This window comes from Pseudomonas sp. Emmai, assembly GCF_055179735.1.
On the sequence record NZ_CM143685.1, the window covers coordinates 1316321 to 1330756 of the forward strand.

The 14436-nt window shown below is 61.7% G+C and carries 12 protein-coding genes; 6 read left to right on the forward strand and 6 right to left on the reverse strand.

All coding sequences use genetic code 11. The annotated features are described in order from the left end of the window. Positions 1–119 precede the first annotated feature (119 nt). The 6 genes from ACY4LX_RS05735 to gatC form a co-directional block, all read right to left on the reverse strand. Positions 120–500 (reverse strand): carboxymuconolactone decarboxylase family protein, encoded by a 381-nt coding sequence (locus ACY4LX_RS05735; protein ID WP_149657600.1) that lies wholly within the window; start codon positions 498–500, stop codon positions 120–122. Beyond that, positions 497–1558: a calcium/sodium antiporter gene (locus ACY4LX_RS05740; RefSeq protein ID WP_463260567.1), complete on the reverse strand. Its 1062-nt coding sequence runs from the start codon at positions 1556–1558 to the stop codon at positions 497–499. Before ACY4LX_RS05740 ends, ACY4LX_RS05735 begins: the two co-directional genes overlap by 4 nt. A gap of 46 nt (positions 1559–1604) precedes the next feature. Continuing rightward, on the reverse strand, positions 1605–1979 hold the full coding sequence (locus ACY4LX_RS05745; RefSeq protein WP_149657598.1) for a septal ring lytic transglycosylase RlpA family protein: 375 nt from the start codon (positions 1977–1979) through the stop codon (positions 1605–1607). A 146-nt stretch (positions 1980–2125) separates the two neighbouring features. Beyond that, positions 2126–3571, reverse strand: a complete 1446-nt coding sequence (gene gatB / locus ACY4LX_RS05750; protein ID WP_463259401.1) for an Asp-tRNA(Asn)/Glu-tRNA(Gln) amidotransferase subunit GatB — start codon at positions 3569–3571, stop codon at positions 2126–2128. A gap of 10 nt (positions 3572–3581) precedes the next feature. After that, entirely contained in the window at positions 3582–5033 is a 1452-nt protein-coding gene (gene gatA / locus ACY4LX_RS05755; RefSeq protein ID WP_123516360.1) for an Asp-tRNA(Asn)/Glu-tRNA(Gln) amidotransferase subunit GatA, read from the reverse strand. Positions 5034–5049: 16 nt separating this feature from the next. After that, entirely contained in the window at positions 5050–5337 is a 288-nt protein-coding gene (gene gatC / locus ACY4LX_RS05760; protein ID WP_007901429.1) for an Asp-tRNA(Asn)/Glu-tRNA(Gln) amidotransferase subunit GatC, read from the reverse strand. Between the two features lie 211 nt (positions 5338–5548). On the opposite strand from gatC, the gene mreB reads away from it, so the two are divergent. The 6 genes from mreB (at position 5549) to ACY4LX_RS05790 (ending at position 14366) form a co-directional block, all read left to right on the forward strand. Further along, a complete protein-coding gene (gene mreB / locus ACY4LX_RS05765) occupies positions 5549–6586 on the forward strand; it encodes a rod shape-determining protein MreB (RefSeq protein ID WP_002555108.1) in 1038 nt (345 codons plus the stop codon). Between the two features lie 189 nt (positions 6587–6775). Continuing rightward, on the forward strand, positions 6776–7840 hold the full coding sequence (mreC, locus tag ACY4LX_RS05770; protein WP_463260568.1) for a rod shape-determining protein MreC: 1065 nt from the start codon (positions 6776–6778) through the stop codon (positions 7838–7840). Continuing rightward, the gene (mreD, locus tag ACY4LX_RS05775; protein ID WP_133838528.1) at positions 7840–8331 is read left to right on the forward strand and encodes a rod shape-determining protein MreD; all 492 of its coding nucleotides are present in this window, start codon (positions 7840–7842) and stop codon (positions 8329–8331) included. Before mreC ends, mreD begins: the two co-directional genes overlap by 1 nt. A gap of 44 nt (positions 8332–8375) precedes the next feature. Next, a complete protein-coding gene (locus ACY4LX_RS05780) occupies positions 8376–8972 on the forward strand; it encodes a Maf family protein (RefSeq protein WP_463259402.1) in 597 nt (198 codons plus the stop codon). Positions 8973–9029: 57 nt separating this feature from the next. After that, the gene (rng, locus tag ACY4LX_RS05785; RefSeq protein ID WP_149657594.1) at positions 9030–10487 is read left to right on the forward strand and encodes a ribonuclease G; all 1458 of its coding nucleotides are present in this window, start codon (positions 9030–9032) and stop codon (positions 10485–10487) included. Positions 10488–10562: 75 nt separating this feature from the next. Further along, positions 10563–14366, forward strand: coding sequence for a YhdP family protein (locus ACY4LX_RS05790; protein WP_463259403.1), 3804 nt, complete (start codon positions 10563–10565; stop codon positions 14364–14366). Positions 14367–14436: the final 70 nt, after the last annotated feature.

A 14436-nucleotide genomic window follows, 5' to 3' on the forward strand; every position in this document is an offset into this window, starting at 1 on the left:
TGGAGGATTTACGACTGTCAGAAATACCAGTTTCGACGAATGGCTATCTGGCGGGCAAACTTGTGAGTCAGGACAAACCAGAAGACTGGATCGTCTCCCGGTTCGAGTGGCAGAACGCCTTACTGTACCGGCTTGTAGGTTTCGATCACTTCCTGCGCCGCGCGAAACGCATCAATCGCCGCCGGCACCCCGGCATACACCGCGCAATGCAGCAGCGCTTCACGAATCTCTTCCACGGTGCAGCCATTGTTCAGCGCGCCACGCACGTGACCTTTCAACTCCTGCGGGCACTTCAACGCGGTCAGCGCGGCGAGGGTGATCAGGCTGCGGGTTTTCAGCGGCAAACCTTCACGGTTCCAGACGCTGCCCCAGGCGTGTTCGTTGACGAAATCCTGCAGCGGCTGGCTGAACTCGGTGGCATTGCCCAGTGCGCGGTCGACGAACGCATCGCCCATCACTTGGCGGCGTACTTCAACGCCGGGCTTCTTGTTGTCGGTCATGGCACATCCCTCTTGTGGTGTTGGCGGCGCCAGGCGCGCAGAGACGTGAACAGCAGGAACGCCACCAGCGCCGGCAGGACGAAAATCAGCATCAAATGTTCAAGCTTGCCGGCCAGGGGCATGCCGGTGGTGAACGACACCACGTGCAACCCGTAGGCCAGGTACAAACCCAGAAACAGCAGGCCCTCGGCCCGGGTCACCCGATAACCGGAATAGAACACCGGCAGGCACAGCGCGGCGACGCCGAGCATCACCGGCAGATCGAAATCCAGGGCATTGGGCGACACCGACAGCGGCGACGGTGCCACCAAGGCGGTAAAGCCCAGCACGCCCAACAGGTTGAACAAGTTGCTGCCGATCACATTGCCCACGGCAATCTCCCGCTGACCGCGCAGGGCGGCGATCAGCGAGGTGGCCAGTTCCGGCAGGGAGGTGCTGATGGCGACGATGGTCAGGCCGATGACGCGCTCTGACAGCCCCAGATCGGTAGCGACCGACACCGCAGCGCCCAGCAGCAAATGACCGGCATACACCAGCATCGCCAGGCCGGCGACGATCATCAGCAGGCTGGTGATCCACGGGGCTTGTGCGGTGGCTTCGTGAGTCGATTGTGGCCGGGTCGAGTGTCGCGACTGGCGCAACAGCAAACCCAGGTAAACCACCAACGCGGTCAGCAGGATGACACCGTCGGTGCGGGTCAGTTCTTCGTTCCAGGCCAATACACAGACCAACAGGCTGGCGCCGATCATCAGCGGAATGTCCAGCCGAACGAGCTGGCGCGAGACCCGCAACGGAATGATCAGCGCCGACAGACCGAGGGTGACGAGGATGTTGAAGATGCTGCTGCCGATCACGCTGCCGACGGCGATGTCAGGGTTTTGCGCCAGCATGGCCTGCAGGCTGACCGCCATTTGCGGGGCGCTGCTGCCGAGGGCGACGATGGTCAGGCCGATGATCAGCGGCCGCACATGCAGGCGCGCGGCCAGGCGCACGGCGGCGCGCACCATCAGCTCGGCGCCGGCGATCAATAGAAACAGGCCGCTGAGCAGTTCGATCAGGCTCAGCAGAGGGATGTCTTCTAATCCGTAAATGGTCTCGGCTCCGTCAATCGTCGAGGGCTTGCACGCGAACCCGTGCGGTACCGGCGCGCAGCATGCCCAGCCGCTCGGCGGCTTCGTGAGACAGATCGATCAGGCGCCCACGGGTATGCGGCCCGCGATCATTGATGCGCACCACGCAGGATTTGTCGTTATTCAGATTGGTGACCTTCACCCGCGTGCCGAAGGGCAACTGGCGATGGGCGGCGGTCAGGGAATTCTTGTCGAAACGCTCACCGCTGGCGGTGCGTTTACCTTGGTGTCTGGCGCCGTAATAGGACGCGGTGCCGGTCTTGTCGTAACCGTGTGGGTCGATGATGTCGTTGCTGGCGCAACCGGCCAGCAGAGAGAGCAGGGCGCAGGCGCCCAGTAGACGCTTCATTCAAAAGCTCCCAAGTGATCGTTCCCACGCTCCCGCGTGGGAACGCATCCCGTGACGCTCTGCGTCACATTGCGATGGACGCGGAGCGTCCGGGGCAGCATTCCCACGCACAGCGTGGGAACGATCCTCGGGCCCAAGACCACGGTTTAGCCTTCGAGCTTGCTTTTCAGCAGTTCGTTGACCTGTTGCGGGTTGGCCTTGCCTTTGGAGGCTTTCATGGCCTGGCCGACGAAGAAGCCGAACATCTTGCCGCGTTTGGCTTCGTCTGCCGCGCGGTACTGTTCAACCTGTTCGGCGTTGGCCGCGAGCATCTCGTCCAGCACCGCCGAGATGGCGCCGCTGTCGGTCACTTGCTTGAGGCCGCGCTTGTCGATGATCTCGTCCGCGCTGCCTTCGCCGTTGGCCATCGCTTCGAACACAACCTTGGCGATCTTGCCGGAGATGGTGTTGTCGGTGATGCGCAGCAGCATGCCGCCCAGTTGCTCGGCCGAGACCGGGGACTGTTCGATGTCCAGGCCCTGTTTGTTCAACAGGCTGCCCAGCTCGACCATGACCCAGTTGGCCGCGAGTTTGGCGTCGCCGCCGATGCTTACGACTTTCTCGAAGTAATCGGCTTGCTCGCGGCTGGTGGCCAGGACGCTGGCGTCATACACCGACAGACCGAACTGCGCCTGGAAGCGCTCACGTTTCTGCGGTGGCAATTCCGGCAGGGTGGCGCGCACGTCCTTGAGGAATGAGTCCTCGATCACCACTGGCAGCAGGTCCGGATCGGGGAAGTAACGGTAGTCGTTGGCTTCCTCTTTGCTGCGCATCGGACGGGTTTCGTCCTTGTTCGGATCGTACAGGCGGGTCTGCTGGATCACTTTGCCGCCGTCTTCGATCAGCTCGATCTGACGGCGCACTTCGCTGTTGATCGCCTTCTCGATAAAGCGGAACGAGTTGACGTTCTTGATCTCGCAGCGGGTGCCGAATTCAACCTGGCCTTTCGGACGGATTGACACGTTGCAGTCGCAACGCAGCGAACCTTCGGCCATGTTGCCGTCGCAGATGCCCAGGTAACGCACCAGCGCGTGGACGGTCTTGACGTAGGCCACGGCTTCCTTGGCGCTGCGCATGTCCGGCTCGGAGACGATTTCCAGCAGCGGCGTGCCGGCACGGTTCAGGTCGATGCCGGTGGCGCCGTTGAACTCTTCGTGCAGGCTTTTACCGGCGTCTTCTTCAAGGTGCGCACGGGTCACGCCGACACGTTTGATCGTGCCGTCTTCCATGGCGATGTCCAGGTGGCCCTTGCCGACGATCGGCAATTCCATCTGGCTGATCTGGTAGCCCTTGGGCAGGTCCGGGTAGAAGTAGTTTTTGCGGGCGAACACGTTGTGCTGACCGATTTCGGCATCGATGGCCAGGCCGAACATCACCGCCATGCGTACCGCTTCCTGGTTCAGCACCGGCAGCACGCCGGGCATGCCCAGGTCTACCAGGCTGGCCTGGGTGTTCGGCTCGGAACCGAAGGTGGTGGAACTACCGGAAAAAATTTTCGACCGGGTGGTGAGCTGGGTATGAATCTCCAGCCCGATCACGACTTCCCATTGCATGTGTTTCTCCTCAGAAGCCGGTTGGGGTGCGGGTGTGCCAGTCAGTGTTGAGCTGATACTGGTGGGCAACGTTCAACAGGCGACCTTCCTGGAAATACGGGGCGAGCAATTGCACGCCGACCGGCAGACCGTCGACAAAACCGGCCGGCATGGACAAGCCCGGCAGGCCCGCGAGGTTGGCGGTAATGGTGTAGACGTCTTCCAGATAGGCAGCGACCGGGTCGCTGTTCTTGGCGCCGAGCTTCCAGGCCGGGTTCGGCGTGGTTGGGCCGAGGATGATGTCGACCTCATTGAAGGCGGCCATGAAGTCGTTTTTCACCAGGCGACGGATCTTCTGCGCCTTCAGGTAGTAGGCGTCGTAGTAACCGGCCGACAGCGCGTAGGCACCGACCATGATCCGGCGCTGTACTTCGGCGCCAAAACCTTCGCCACGGGAACGCTTGTACAGGTCTTCCAGGTTTTTCGGGTCTTCGCAGCGATAGCCGAAACGCACGCCGTCGAAACGCGACAGGTTGGAGGACGCTTCTGCCGGGGCGATTACGTAGTACGCAGGAATCGCGTGCTGCATGTTCGGCAGGCTGATTTCCTTGATCACGGCACCGAGCTTTTCCAGCTCTTTAATGCTGGTGTGGATCAGCTCGGCAATGCGCGGGTCGAGACCGGCGCTGAAGTATTCCTTCGGCACGCCGATGCGCAGGCCTTGCAACGAGGTGTTGAGGCTGGCGCTGTAATCCGGCACCGGTTCGTCGATGCTGGTGGAATCATTGGCATCAAAACCGGCCATGCCTTGCAGCAGAATCGCGCAGTCTTCGGCAGTGCGTGCCAACGGGCCGCCCTGATCGAGGCTGGAGGCGTAGGCGATCATGCCCCAGCGCGAAACGCGACCGTACGTCGGTTTCAGGCCGGTGAGGTTGGTGAACGCAGCGGGTTGGCGGATCGAGCCGCCGGTGTCGGTGGCGGTCGCGGCTGGCAGCAGGCGCGCGGCAACGGCAGCGGCCGAACCACCGGACGAACCGCCCGGCACGTGTTCCAGGTTCCACGGGTTTTTCACCGCGCCGTAGTAGCTCGACTCGTTGGCCGAACCCATGGCGAATTCGTCCATGTTGGTCTTGCCAAGGGTCACAGCGCCGGCAGCGGCCAGTTTGGCGACCACGGTGGCGTCGTACGGTGCTTTAAAGTTGTCGAGCATCTTCGAGCCGCAGCTGGTGCGGATGCCCTGGGTGCAGAACAGGTCTTTATGGGCGATCGGCGCGCCGAGCAGGGCGCCGCTCTCACCATTGGCGCGGCGTGCGTCAGCAGCTTTCGCCTGCTGGAGCGCCAGGTCTTCGGTGAGGCTGATGAAACTGTTGAGCTGTGGATCGAGCTGGGCGATGCGCGCCAGCAGGACTTTGGTCAGCTCTTCGGAAGAAAACTTTTTATCGGCGAGACCGCGGGCGATCTCGGCCAGAGTCATTTGATGCATTGCAGGCTCTTTCCCTTTAGTCGATGACTTTCGGAACCAGGTACAGGCCGTTTTCGACCGCTGGTGCGATGGACTGATAGGCCTCGCGATGATTGGTCTCGGTCACAACGTCGGCACGCAGGCGCTGGCTGGCTTCCAGTGGGTGGGCCAGCGGCTCGATACCGTCGGTATTGACCGCCTGCATTTCGTCGACCAGCCCAAGAATGCTGTTCAGGGCCGAAGTGATGTGTGGAAGATCGGCATCATTCAGGCCAAGGCAGGCCAGATGAGCGATTTTTTCCACGTCGGAGCGTTCAAGCGCCATTGCGATTCTCCAGTGGAAAACAGAACGGACGGCGTCCGTGTGTTAGATTGTCGGAACACTACCGCATTTCTACGGTCATAAGGCCGCGATTGTGGGGGTTGGTGCACAGAAAAGCGGCCAATTTAACATATTGGCGCCTTGCCCAAAATCCCTGTCGTTGTTAGAGTTTGCCGCACTTTTTTACCCACGCGTTGCCTAGGGTCCCTTTCCCATGTTCAAGAAACTGCGTGGCATGTTTTCCAGCGATCTTTCCATTGACCTGGGCACTGCCAACACCCTTATTTACGTGCGCGAGCGCGGAATCGTCCTGAATGAGCCCTCCGTTGTGGCTATTCGGACACACGGTAACCAGAAAAGTGTCGTTGCTGTCGGCACCGAGGCCAAGCGCATGCTCGGCCGTACGCCGGGCAACATTGCCGCCATTCGTCCGATGAAAGACGGCGTGATCGCCGACTTCAGCGTCTGCGAAAAGATGCTGCAGTACTTTATCAACAAGGTTCACGAAAACAGCTTCCTGCAGCCTAGCCCTCGCGTGCTGATCTGCGTTCCATGCAAATCGACCCAGGTCGAGCGTCGTGCCATCCGTGAGTCGGCCCTTGGTGCCGGTGCCCGTGAAGTGTTCCTGATCGAAGAGCCGATGGCTGCTGCGATCGGCGCCGGCCTGCCGGTTGAAGAAGCGCGCGGTTCGATGGTGGTCGATATCGGTGGTGGTACCACTGAAATCGCGCTGATCTCCCTGAACGGTGTGGTTTACGCCGAGTCCGTACGGGTTGGCGGCGACCGCTTCGACGAAGCGATCATCACCTACGTGCGTCGCAACTACGGCAGCCTGATCGGCGAATCCACCGCCGAGCGCATCAAGCAGGAAATCGGTACCGCCTACCCGGGCGGCGAAGTTCGCGAAGTCGACGTTCGTGGCCGTAACCTGGCTGAAGGCGTTCCACGCGCATTCACCCTGAACTCCAATGAAGTGCTGGAAGCTCTGCAAGAGTCCCTGGCCACCATCGTTCAGGCTGTGAAAAGTGCCCTGGAGCAATCGCCGCCGGAATTGGCTTCCGACATCGCCGAGCGTGGCCTGGTGCTGACCGGTGGTGGCGCCTTGCTGCGCGACCTCGACAAGTTGCTGGCCCAGGAAACCGGTCTGCCGGTGATCGTTGCCGAAGATCCGCTGACCTGCGTGGCTCGCGGCGGTGGTCGTGCCCTGGAAATGATGGATAAACACACCATGGATCTGCTGTCGAGCGAGTGATCTCGTCCGACACCTCTATGCTGTGAGCGCGCAGGCAGCACTTTGCAGTGCTGCCTGTTGCGTTTATCTTCTGTCAGTCTGCATCCAGGCCGGTTTGATGCCGTATGAATAAAGAGAACATTTGCCTGGGAGGAGCGGCTTATTAAACCGCTTTTCGCCAAAGGCCCCTCACTGGGCGTGCGCTTATTGGTGCTGGTCGTGCTTTCGGTCGCGCTGATGGTGGTCGATGCCCGCTTCACACTGCTCAAGCCAGTGCGTAGCCAGATGTCGCTGGTGCTGATGCAGTCCTACTGGATCACCGACCTGCCACAGCGGCTATGGCAAGGTGTGGCCAGCCAATTCGGCAGCCGTACCGAACTGGTTGCCGAGAACGAAAAACTCAAGACCGAAAACCTGCTGTTGCAGGGCCGTATGCAGAAGCTTGCCGCCCTCACCGAGCAGAACGTTCGGCTGCGCGAGTTGCTCAATTCCTCCGCGCTGGTCAACGAGAAGGTCGAAGTGGCCGAGTTGATCGGCATGGACCCCAACCCCTTCACCCATCGCATCATCATCAACAAAGGTGAACGCGACGGTGTGGTCCTCGGCCAGCCGGTGCTCGACGCCCGTGGCTTGATGGGCCAGGTGGTGGAGTTGATGCCCTACACCTCCCGAGTGCTGCTGTTGACCGACACGACCCACAGCATCCCGGTGCAAGTGAATCGCAACGGCCTGCGGGCGATTGCCAGCGGTACCGGCAACCCGGAGCGCCTGGAACTGCGTCACGTCGCCGACACCGCCGACATTAAAGAAGGCGATCTGCTGGTCAGCTCCGGCCTCGGCCAGCGCTTCCCGGCGGGTTACCCGGTGGCGACAGTCAAGGAAGTGATCCACGATTCCGGCCAGCCGTTTGCCATCGTCCGCGCCGTACCGACTGCGGCCTTGAACCGCAGCCGTTATCTGTTGCTGGTATTCAGCGATGGTCGCACCGCCGAAGAACGCGCCAACGAAGCCGCCCAGGCCCAGGAAGCGCTGGATCAGCACGGCGGCGGGCCGATCATTCCGGCCACGGTGCTGAAACCGATTCCAGCCGTCGTGCCAGTTCCGGCCGTTGCCGCGCCAGTCACCGCACCAGCGGTCACAACGCCCACTGCAACGACACCGGCCAAGCCTGCGGCCAGCACCCGTGCGGCCAAACCTGTCGCCAAACCGGCTGCCCCGAAACCTGCTGCCAAACCGCCAGTCACTGCACCGGCCACCACTGGGGGACGAGAATAATGGCGGGCGCTACTTCATCGCGTAACGGCTGGATCGTCTGGCTGACCTTCGCCATCGGCCTGCTGCTCAGCGTTTCGCCGCTGCCGCAGTTCATGGAAATCCTGCGCCCCTTGTGGCTGGCCTTGCTGCTGGCGTTCTGGGCGCTGGCCTTGCCGCAAACCGTCGGCATGGTCACCGCGTTTTGCCTGGGGCTGGCCGAAGACGTGCTCTACGGCACCTTGCTGGGCCAGAATGCGTTGATCCTGACGCTCATCACCTTCCTCGTGCTGTCGCTGCAACAACGTCTGCGCATGTTCCCGATGTGGCAGCAGTGCCTGGTGATCCTGGTGATTTTCGGCCTCGCGCAATTGGTGCAGCTGTGGCTCAGCGCCCTGACCGGCAACCGTCAGCCAACCTTGGCGCTGGTACTTCCGGCACTGGTGAGTGCGCTGCTCTGGCCGTGGATCAGCTTCGGTTTGCGTGGACTGCGTCGGCGCTACAAGATCAATTAATTCGGTCAGGCATTTGCCCGCACCTCGACAAGGGAGATGTCTGGATGAAATTGCTTTACCTCGCCTCAGGCTCGCCGCGTCGGCGTGAACTGCTCACGCAGATCGGCGTGCCGTTCTCCGCCATCAGTGCGGACATCGACGAAACCCCTTTGCACAACGAAACCCCATCGGCCTATGTCGAGCGCCTGGCGCGCGGCAAGGCCGAGGCCGGGCGCGGCACTGTCGTGTCCGACGCAGCGTTCTGTGTATTGGGCGCGGACACCGCCGTGGTGCTGGACGGGAAAATTCTCGGCAAGCCGGTGGACGAAGCCGACGCTTGCGCCATGCTTATGCTGTTGGCAGGGCATGAACACGAAGTGCTGACGGCGATTGCCGTGCTCGAAGGCGAGCGTTGCGAGTCGCGGGTGGTGCGCAGCCGGGTGCGGTTTCGTGACATCAGCCGCGAGGAAGCAGCGGCCTACTGGGCCAGCGGCGAACCCCGGGACAAGGCCGGCGGCTATGGGATTCAAGGACTTGGCGCGGTGTTTGTCGCCGGGCTCGATGGCAGCTATTCGGCGGTGGTCGGATTGCCGCTGTGCGAAACCGCAGAACTCCTCGGCCATTTCGGCATACCCTGTTGGCAAACCCTAAACGCGCGCTAAGCGTCGTACTGACTAGATGCGGCCATTTTCGTGAACATGCCTGAACGAGACCCTGCCATGAGTGAAGAGATTCTGATCAACATCACGCCGATGGAATCGCGCGTGGCGGTGGTCGAAAACGGTGTTCTGCAAGAGGTTCATGTCGAACGCACGCAAAAGCGCGGGATCGTCGGCAACATCTATAAAGGCAAGGTCGTGCGGGTGCTGCCGGGCATGCAGGCGGCGTTCGTCGACATCGGCCTGGACCGCGCCGCCTTTATTCATGCCTCGGAAATCTCCCTGCGCGAAGGCCCGGCGGTCGAAAGCATCAGCAGCCTGGTGCACGAAGGCCAGAGCCTGGTAGTGCAAGTCACCAAGGACCCGATCGGCTCCAAAGGCGCGCGCCTGACCACCCAACTGTCGATCCCGTCGCGTTATCTGGTGTACATGCCGCGCACGGCCCACGTCGGCATTTCCCTGAAGATCGAAGACGAAGCCGAACGCGAACGCCTCAAGCAAGTGGTTACCGATTGCGTGGCCAAGGAAGGTATCAAGGAAGCTGGCGGTTTCATCCTGCGCACCGCCGCCGAAGGGGCCGGGGCCGATGAAATCCTCATGGACATCCGCTACCTGCGCCGGCTGTGGGACCAGATCAACGCCCAGATCAAAACCATCGGCGCGCCAAGTGTGATCTACGAAGACCTCGGCCTGGCTCTGCGTACCTTGCGTGACCTGGTGAGCCCGAAGATCGAGAAGATCCGCATCGACTCCCGGGAAACCTTCCAGAAAACCACGCTATTTGTCGCCGAACTGATGCCGGAAATCGCGGATCGCCTTGAGCACTACCCCGGCGAGCGGCCGATTTTTGACCTGTACGGCGTCGAAGACGAAATCCAGAAAGCCCTGGAGCGCAAAGTGCCGCTCAAGTCCGGCGGTTATCTGGTGGTGGACCCGGCAGAAGCCATGAGCACCATCGACGTCAACACCGGGGCGTTCGTCGGTCATCGCAATCTCGAAGAAACCATCTTCAAGACCAACCTCGAAGCCGCCACCGCCATCGCCCGCCAACTGCGCCTGCGTAACCTCGGTGGGATCATCATCATCGACTTCATCGACATGGAAGATGAAGAGCACCAGCGCCAGGTGCTGCGCACCCTTGAGAAGCAGTTGGAACGCGATCACGCCAAGACCAACATCATCGGCATCACCGAGTTGGGCCTGGTGCAGATGACCCGCAAACGCACCCGCGAAAGTCTCGAACAGGTGCTGTGCGAACCGTGCAGCAGTTGCCAGGGCCGCGGCAAGTTGAAGACACCGGAAACGGTCTGCTACGAAATTTTCCGCGAAATCCTCCGCGAAGCCCGCGCCTATCAGGCCGAAGGCTATCGTGTATTGGCGAATCAGAAAGTGGTGGACCGTTTGCTCGATGAAGAGTCGGGCAACGTCGCCGAGCTGGAAGGGTTTATCGGCCGCACCATTCGGTTCCAGGTCGAAACCATGTATTCCCAGGAACAATACGACGTGGTGCTGCTCTGAATCTCCAGGTTTCACCGCGACTAGAACGGCTGGCCTCAGCTTTTTGCAGTATTTTTGCCATGGGAGCCACCTGACATGGACCGTCTGACACGCATTTTGGCTGCACTGACCCGCTGGGGGCTGGGCCTGTGTGCGTTGGTTCTGGTGCTGATGGCGTTGTACGTCAGTCTCGGCCGAGAACTGGCGCCGCTGGTGGCCGAATACCGCGCCGACATCGAGACCAAAGGCACTGAAGCGCTGGGCATGCCGCTGCAAATCGGCAAGCTGGAAGGCAGGTGGAGCGGTTTTGCGCCGATCCTGCTGGCGCACGACGTGACGGTCGGCGCGGGCACCAATGCCCTGCGCCTGGACAACGTGCGGGCCGTGCCGGATCTGTGGGCCAGCCTGTTGGCGCGCGAAGTGCGCATTGCCCACCTGGAACTCAATGGCCTGAAGATCAGCCTCAAGGAAGGTGAGGACGGCCAGTGGGCGCTGGAAGGTTTGCCGGTGCAGCAAGACCAGCCCATGGACCCGGCGCAACTGCTCAATCGCATGCAGATGGTCCAACAGCTGTCGGTGCTCGACAGCCAGATCACTTTGCAGCCGCTGGACCATGAGCCGCTGACCTTGACTTACGTCGGCCTGAATCTGCAAACCGGCGCTTCCCGTCAGCGACTCGACGCGCGCCTGACCCTGCCTGATGGCCAGCCTGTGGCCATGAGCCTGCGCACCCGTGTGCGCGCCAGTGCATGGAAGGACGGTGCAGCCGAGGCTTACCTGAGCCTGCCGCAAAGCGACTGGTCGAAATGGTTGCCCGCACGCCTGACCCGGCAGTGGAATTTCTCCGAGATCAAGGCCGGCGGCGAGCTGTGGCTGACCTGGGGCGAGGGCGCGGTGCAAAGCGCGGCGATTCGTCTCAACGCCCCGCAACTCAAGGGCGCCTACGCCGAGCGCAAGCCAATCCAGATCAACAATTTTGCCCTCAACGGCTACTTCCAGCGCAGTGACGAAGGCGCCTTGGTGACCCTTGATTCCTTGTCGATGAACTTTGGCGACACGCGCTGGGAAACCCATCTGCAACTCAAGCAAAGCGTCGCCACGGACAAGACCGCGGAGCTCTGGCACCTGCAAGCCGACCGTCTCGACCTGACCCCGCTGACGCCGCTGCTCAATGCGCTGGGGCCGTTGCCGGAAGGCGTGGCCACCGCCGTCGAGAAGCTCAAGGTTACCGGCGCCCTGCGTAACGTGTTGATGGATTTTCGGCCCAACGCCACCGACGACAGCAAATTCGGTTTCGCCGCCAACCTGGAGCGCGTCGGCTTCGACGCCTATCACGGCGCTCCGGCGGCGCGAAATGTCAGCGGCAGCATCAGCGGCGACCTCGGTCACGGCGAGCTGCGCATGGACAGTAAGGACTTTTCCCTGCACCTGGACCCGATTTTCGCCAAGCCATGGCAATACATCCAGGCCAATGCCCGGCTGACCTGGAAACTCGATAAAGACGGCTTCACCCTGATCGCGCCGTACCTGAAAGTATTGGGCGAAGAGGGCAAGATTGCCGGCGACTTCCTGATCCGCCTGCATTTCGACCGCACCCAGGAAGACTACATGGACCTGCGGGTCGGCCTGGTGGACGGCGACGGCAAATACACCGCCAAGTACCTGCCCACCGTGCTCAGCCCGGCACTGGACGAATGGCTGCGCACCGCGATCCTCAAGGGCGCGGTGGACCAGGGGTTCTTCCAGTACCAGGGCTCGCTCAATCATGGCGCCGAAGACACGGCGCGCAGCATCAGCCTGTTCTTCAAGGTGCATGACGCCGAACTGGCGTTCCAGCCAGGTTGGCCGCACGTGAGCAAGGTCAGTGGCGATGTCTTCATCGAAGACAGCGGTGTGCGGATCCTGGCCAGCAAGGGGCAATTGCTCGACACCCAGGTCAGCGACATCTACGTCAACATCCCCCACGTGCCGGCCGGGCAAAACGTCCACCTGTTCCTCGACGGCGGGTTTGCCGGCGGCTTGGGCGATGGCCTGAAGATTCTGCAGCAAGCGCCGATCGGCACTGCTGACACTTTTGCCGGTTGGGAAGGCGAGGGCGACCTGCAGGGCATGCTCAAACTGGATATTCCGTTGGCCAAGGGCGAGCTGCCGAAAATCCTGGTCGACTTCAAGACTGCCAAGGCGAGGCTGAAACTGGCCGAACCGACGTTGGAACTGACGCAGCTCAAAGGCGATTTCCGTTTCGACAGCACCAAGGGCTTGAGCGGGCAGAACATCACTGCGCGGGCTTTCGACAAACCGGTGAGCGCGCAGATTTTTGCCGATGGCAGCCCGGGCAAGCTCAATACCCGGGTCACGGCGTCCGGTCAGGTCGAGGTGAAGAAACTCACCGACTGGCTGAACGTGACCCAGCCGTTGCCTGTGTCCGGCGTCGTCCCGTATCAGTTGCAACTGAACCTCAATGGCGCCGACAGCCAATTGGTCGTCAGCTCGAATCTCAAAGGGGTTGCCATCGATCTGCCCGCGCCGTTCGGCATGGCCGCCGATGTGGGGCGTGACACGGTGTTCCGCATGTCCCTGCAAGGGCCGGAGCGGCGTTACGGCGTCACGTATGGCGACCTGGCGAACTTCACGTTCGCGTCACCCCCCGGCAATTTTGCCGACGGTCGCGGAGAATTGTTCCTCGGTAACGGCACCGCCGTCTTGCCGAACGCCAAGGGCCTGCGTATCAGCGGTGTGCTGTCGGAGCTGGATGTCGGCCCGTGGAAAGAGCTGGCGGACAAGTACGCCGGCCAGGACCCGGGTGGCAGCGCCAAGCAGTTGCTCAGCGGCGCGGATTTCAAGGTCGGCAAGCTCAGTGGCATAGGGCCAACCCTCGATCAGGTGTCGGTGCAGTTGAACCGCAAACCGTCGGCTTGGGCGTTGCAGCTCGACAGTCAGCAGGCCAAGGGCAGCGCGACGATCCCCGACGCGAAAGCCGCACCGATTGCGATCAATCTGCAATACGTACGGTTGCCGGCGCCGGATCCGACCGTGCTGGCCGACGAAAACTCGCCGGACCCGCTGGTCTCGGTGGACCCGACCAAGATCCCGGCGCTGGATATCACCATCAATCAGCTGTTCCAGGGCAATGACCTGGTCGGCGCCTGGTCACTGAAAATCCGCCCGACCGCCAAGGGCATCGCCCTCAATACCCTGGACATGGGTCTCAAGGGCATCCTGTTGCAGGGCAGCGGTGGCTGGGAAGGCACGCCGGGCGCGACCAACAGTTGGTACAAGGGCCGGATCAGCGGCAAGAACCTGGCCGATGTGCTCAAGGGCTGGGGCTTTGCGCCGAGCGTGACCAGTGAAGAGTTTCATATGGATGTCGACGGTCGCTGGCCCGGTTCGCCGGCGTGGCTGGCCACCAAACGCTTCTCCGGCAGCCTCGATGCGTCGCTGAATAAAGGTCAGTTTGTCGAAGTCGAAGGCAGCGCCCAGGCGTTGCGAGTGTTCGGCCTGCTCAATTTCAACTCCATCGGCCGCCGTCTGCGCCTGGACTTCTCCGACCTGTTCGGCAAAGGCCTGAGCTACGACCGGGTCAAGGGCCTGCTGGTGGCGAGCAACGGCGTGTACGTGACCCGCGAGCCGATCCTGTTGACCGGTCCGTCGAGCAACCTGGAACTCAAGGGCACCCTGGATCTGGTCGGCGATCAGGTCGATGCCAAGTTGCTGGTGACCTTGCCCCTGACCAACAACCTGCCGATTGCCGCGCTGATTGTCGGCGCGCCGGCCATTGGCGGTGCGTTGTTCCTGATCGACAAACTGATTGGCGACCGCGTGGCGCGTTTTGCCAGCGTGAAGTACAGCGTCAAGGGGCCGTGGAAAGAGCCGAAGATCACCCTGGACAAGCCGTTTTGAAAAAACACGCTCTGGGTTGATGGAGTAGCATGGCGCTAATCCTTGTAGGAGCGAGCGGTGCGGCGATCCG

Coding starts and splice junctions, on each gene's coding strand:
- gatC (WP_007901429.1), bottom strand. CDS start 5,337: ATGGCGCTTGAACGCTCCGACGTGGAAAAAATCGCTCATCTGGCCTGC.
- ACY4LX_RS05735 (WP_149657600.1), bottom strand. CDS start 500: ATGACCGACAACAAGAAGCCCGGCGTTGAAGTACGCCGCCAAGTGATG.
- ACY4LX_RS05780 (WP_463259402.1), top strand. CDS start 8,376: ATGAAATTGCTTTACCTCGCCTCAGGCTCGCCGCGTCGGCGTGAACTG.
- ACY4LX_RS05790 (WP_463259403.1), top strand. CDS start 10,563: ATGGACCGTCTGACACGCATTTTGGCTGCACTGACCCGCTGGGGGCTG.
- gatB (WP_463259401.1), bottom strand. CDS start 3,571: ATGCAATGGGAAGTCGTGATCGGGCTGGAGATTCATACCCAGCTCACC.
- ACY4LX_RS05745 (WP_149657598.1), bottom strand. CDS start 1,979: ATGAAGCGTCTACTGGGCGCCTGCGCCCTGCTCTCTCTGCTGGCCGGT.
- gatA (WP_123516360.1), bottom strand. CDS start 5,033: ATGCATCAAATGACTCTGGCCGAGATCGCCCGCGGTCTCGCCGATAAA.
- mreB (WP_002555108.1), top strand. CDS start 5,549: ATGTTCAAGAAACTGCGTGGCATGTTTTCCAGCGATCTTTCCATTGAC.
- mreD (WP_133838528.1), top strand. CDS start 7,840: ATGGCGGGCGCTACTTCATCGCGTAACGGCTGGATCGTCTGGCTGACC.
- rng (WP_149657594.1), top strand. CDS start 9,030: ATGAGTGAAGAGATTCTGATCAACATCACGCCGATGGAATCGCGCGTG.